This window comes from Terriglobia bacterium, from assembly GCA_036496425.1.
Lineage (GTDB): Bacteria > Acidobacteriota > Terriglobia > 20CM-2-55-15 > 20CM-2-55-15 > 20CM-2-55-15.
Genome location: DASXLG010000278.1, coordinates 1 through 3416, shown reverse-complemented (window position 1 = coordinate 3416; position 3416 = coordinate 1). Strand labels below are relative to the sequence as shown.

5 protein-coding genes are annotated in these 3416 nt (G+C 57.2%); 4 read left to right on the top strand and 1 reads right to left on the bottom strand.

The genetic code is table 11. The annotated features are described in order from the left end of the window. Window positions 1–229 (bottom strand): hypothetical protein (locus VGK48_20265; GenBank protein HEY2383515.1); only part of this gene is annotated, 229 nt, incomplete at its 3' end. Between the two features lie 38 nt (window positions 230–267). Between VGK48_20265 and VGK48_20260 the strand changes: the two genes are divergently transcribed. The 4 genes from VGK48_20260 (at window position 268) to VGK48_20245 (ending at window position 3367) form a co-directional block, all read left to right on the top strand. Next, window positions 268–540: a hypothetical protein gene (locus VGK48_20260; GenBank protein HEY2383514.1), complete on the top strand. Its 273-nt coding sequence runs from the start codon at window positions 268–270 to the stop codon at window positions 538–540. Window positions 541–856: 316 nt separating this feature from the next. After that, a complete protein-coding gene (locus VGK48_20255) occupies window positions 857–2086 on the top strand; it encodes a DEAD/DEAH box helicase (protein HEY2383513.1) in 1230 nt (409 codons plus the stop codon). Next, window positions 2083–2964: a fatty acid desaturase gene (locus tag VGK48_20250; protein ID HEY2383512.1), complete on the top strand. Its 882-nt coding sequence runs from the start codon at window positions 2083–2085 to the stop codon at window positions 2962–2964. Before VGK48_20255 ends, VGK48_20250 begins: the two co-directional genes overlap by 4 nt. A gap of 13 nt (window positions 2965–2977) precedes the next feature. Continuing rightward, a complete protein-coding gene (locus tag VGK48_20245) occupies window positions 2978–3367 on the top strand; it encodes a hypothetical protein (protein ID HEY2383511.1) in 390 nt (129 codons plus the stop codon). The last annotated feature ends 49 nt before the right edge of the window (window positions 3368–3416 follow it).

The window sequence follows — 3416 nt, the reverse complement described above, 5'->3', positions numbered from 1 at the left end:
GCTTGCAATACGTGACGATCGCCGGCCCATTCACGCGAAGACTCCACTTCTCATCCTTGAGATAAACCGGTCCTTCCAGCAGGACACCCTGAGCCACAAGCAGCCCTTCAGGTCCGGAAACCTGGATCGGGCCCTGCCCGATAATTCCCATCACAACAGCCGGACCGTTGAGCAGGACCGGCTTGCCATCTGCTTCAAACCATTGTTGTTCCGCAACCGCCTTCGACATGGATAAATCTCCCTTCACTTTGAATGTTAATATGGTGCATGAAACTTCGCGTCGAATGCTATTCCGGCCACAAAGCCGACCAACGGCCGATCAAGTTCTGGCTGGGCGATTCAGCGCACTTCGTTGAATCGATCGAAGACCAGTGGTACGGAACCGATGCTCTCTACTTCCGCGTGCATGCAGACGACGGAAATACATATGTCCTCGGACATAATGAAAGCACCGACGACTGGACGCTGGAATCCTTTCGTGCCAAGACGAGCCCCGGGGTTTCGGACCCGCACTTCGATCCGCCCTCCAGCATTCAGTGATCTCTAAGTCTATTGGAAATTGCATCATTCGAGGCTTCTGCAGTTCTAAATCTGAAATGCAAAAACCTCGAATGATGCAACCTGCAATAGATTTCCGGTTCATGTGTTACAATGACTTCGGTCTTTTGCACTGATGGATTCGGCCTCGGCCGATCGCTCAAGCCAATTAGCTGGTGTAGAAGCCCTTGGAAAGGTTTCCCAAGTCTTTTCAAGTTGTAGACCTTCCGACAATTTTTCTGCGTTACTCCTCGGCACTGTTTTGAGCGCTTGACCGAGAAATGAGCCGCGTTACGACTCGGTCACGCAAAAACAGGAGATGATGAACATTAAAACGTTTGAGGACTTCCATATAAGCGAAGCCATTCTGCGCGCTGTACGCGAAGAGGGCTATCTTCAACCCACGGACATTCAACGGGAAGCGATTCCCCAAGTGCTTGCAGGCAAGGACGTTCTGGCGACATCGCAGACCGGGACCGGCAAAACCGCCGCGTTTGCCTTGCCGATGCTCGACCTTCTTGATCGCCTCAGGAGCAAAGGCCTGCGGGCGCTCGTGCTGACTCCCACCCGGGAGCTGGCGCTGCAAATCGAAACCAATCTTCGCGCCTATGGCCGGCACCTGCCGCTGCGCGCGGCCGTCGTCGTCGGAGGAGTTTCGATGGCGGGCCAGGTTCTTGCGCTGCGAAGAGGCTGCGACATTCTTGTAGCCACCCCTGGCCGCCTTCTGGATCTGATGCGGCAGGGCCATGTGAGTTTGAGCGAGGTCCGCTTTCTTGTTCTGGACGAAGCCGACCGGATGCTCGACATGGGTTTCATTCACGACGTGCAAACGATCGTTTCCCGCATTCCGGCTGCCAGGCAGACGCTGCTTTTCTCCGCCACGCTTTCGAACCAGATCGCCGCTCTGGCTTCCGGCATGTTGAAGGACCCGGTTTATGTTGCGACTACGCCGGCGGCCTCCGTCGCGGTGAAAGTGGACCAGAAAGTTTTATTCGTCGATCAGGCGAACAAGGGATCGCTGCTGGTCGATATTCTCCAGGGCAGCGACGTCAGCCGGGCGCTGGTCTTCACCCGCACCAAACATCGGGCCGAACGCGTGATGCGGCATCTCTCGCGCAATGGGATCGCGGCCGATGCGATTCATTCCAACAAAAGCCAGAACCACCGGCAGCGCAGTCTGGCCGCATTCGATAAAGGCCGTGTGTCGGTCCTCGTGGCCACGGACATCGTCGCCCGCGGTATCGACGTCGAAGGAATCTCCCACGTCATCAACTACGAACTGCCGAACGACGCCGAGAGTTATGTGCATCGCGTCGGCCGCACGGCACGTGCGGGCGCGGCCGGTATCGCGCTTTCGTTCTGCGACGCCAGTGAGATCGTGATGCTGAAAGGAATTGAGAAATTGATTCAACACGAACTGCCCACAGTCGAAGGGCACGCCTTCCACTCGACTTCCGTCGCGTCGCTGCGGAATCCCGCGCCACGGCAGCCCCAGTGGCGAAGCTTTGGAGGCCGATCCGGCCGCAGGGGAGGTCGCGTAGGACGATGAGCCGAGCCATCTTGAAGGAATCAATCGAAGCAACCAACGGCCAGAATCTGGTCGCGCGTCATCCATGGACGCTTCCATGGTGGAAAGCCGAAGGAGAGAACCAGTGGGTTCTCGCCTATATCGTCACCGTCCATGTCCTGGCCTTCATCGGCCTTGCGCTGTTCCCGGTGCCGGGCTGGAACGTCCTGCTGTGGAGCCTGGGCTTCGCAGCAATGGGCGCGCTCGGCACGACCGTGGCGTATCACCGCGGTCTGGCGCATCGCGCGGTGAAACTCAATCCGGTGATCGAACAGATTCTGATCGGCTTTGCCGTTTTCAATGGGTCGGGATCGCCGCATACCTGGATCGCCAATCATCGCAATCATCATGCGAAGTCGGACACGCTCGAAGACGTTTCCAGCCCGCGTCACGGCGGTTTCTGGTGGGCGCATCTGCGCTGGCTGTACCAATGGGAGCCGTCCGCGATGAAGAAGTGGTGTCCGGATCTGATCAAGCCCCGCTACACGATCTGGGCGAAGCTTCAGATTCCGCTGGTTCTGACGTCCATTTTTCTGGGCTATTTTCTCTTTGGATGGAAGGGCTTTTTCTGGATCGGCGCGATTCGCCTGGTCTATCTGCTCCATATGCAATGTTTCGTGAACAGTCTGCTGCACCTGAAGCCCGGCCTCGCCGAGGGAGTCGATTCCAGCCAGAACATCTGGTGGCTTGGCCCGCTCCAGCTGACGGCCTGGGGCGAAAACTGGCACGGCAATCATCACGCTTCTCCTGCATCAGCCCGATTCAGCCGCCATTGGTGGCAGGTCGACGTCGGCTGGTATGTCATCCGTGGGCTCAGCACCGTCGGTCTGGCAAATAACGTTCGAATCAATAAGGACTAATATGCAACCTCAAATGAGCAAAAGAGAACCGGGCGGCACCATTGACAGCTGGTGCGGCAAATGCAAAATGATCCTTGCGCACACGATCGAAGCGATGGTCGGCAGCAAGCCTGTCCGCGTGCACTGCAATACCTGCCAGTCCCAGCATAGCTACCGCGCTTCCGAGCCGGGCAAGACAACGCCGCGCACCGGAACCGGCACGCGGCCCGGACGTTACAAGACGCTCCTGAGCACGAGCAATCCAGCCACGGCAAAGACCTATTCGCCAAAAGATACGTACCGCGCCGGTGATGTTCTGCAACACCCGATGTTCGGGGTGGGCGTGACAACCGCCGTTAAAGATATCTCGAAAATCGAGGTGCTGTTCGAAGCGGGTCCGAAACTTCTGGTTCACGGCCGGTAAACGGAAATCGTAAGTTTTAGTTTTTTTGACAAGGTTTTTAGCCGCAGAT

Coding starts and splice junctions, on each gene's coding strand:
- VGK48_20260 (HEY2383514.1), top strand. CDS start 268: ATGAAACTTCGCGTCGAATGCTATTCCGGCCACAAAGCCGACCAACGG.
- VGK48_20255 (HEY2383513.1), top strand. CDS start 857: ATGATGAACATTAAAACGTTTGAGGACTTCCATATAAGCGAAGCCATT.
- VGK48_20245 (HEY2383511.1), top strand. CDS start 2,978: ATGAGCAAAAGAGAACCGGGCGGCACCATTGACAGCTGGTGCGGCAAA.
- VGK48_20250 (HEY2383512.1), top strand. CDS start 2,083: ATGAGCCGAGCCATCTTGAAGGAATCAATCGAAGCAACCAACGGCCAG.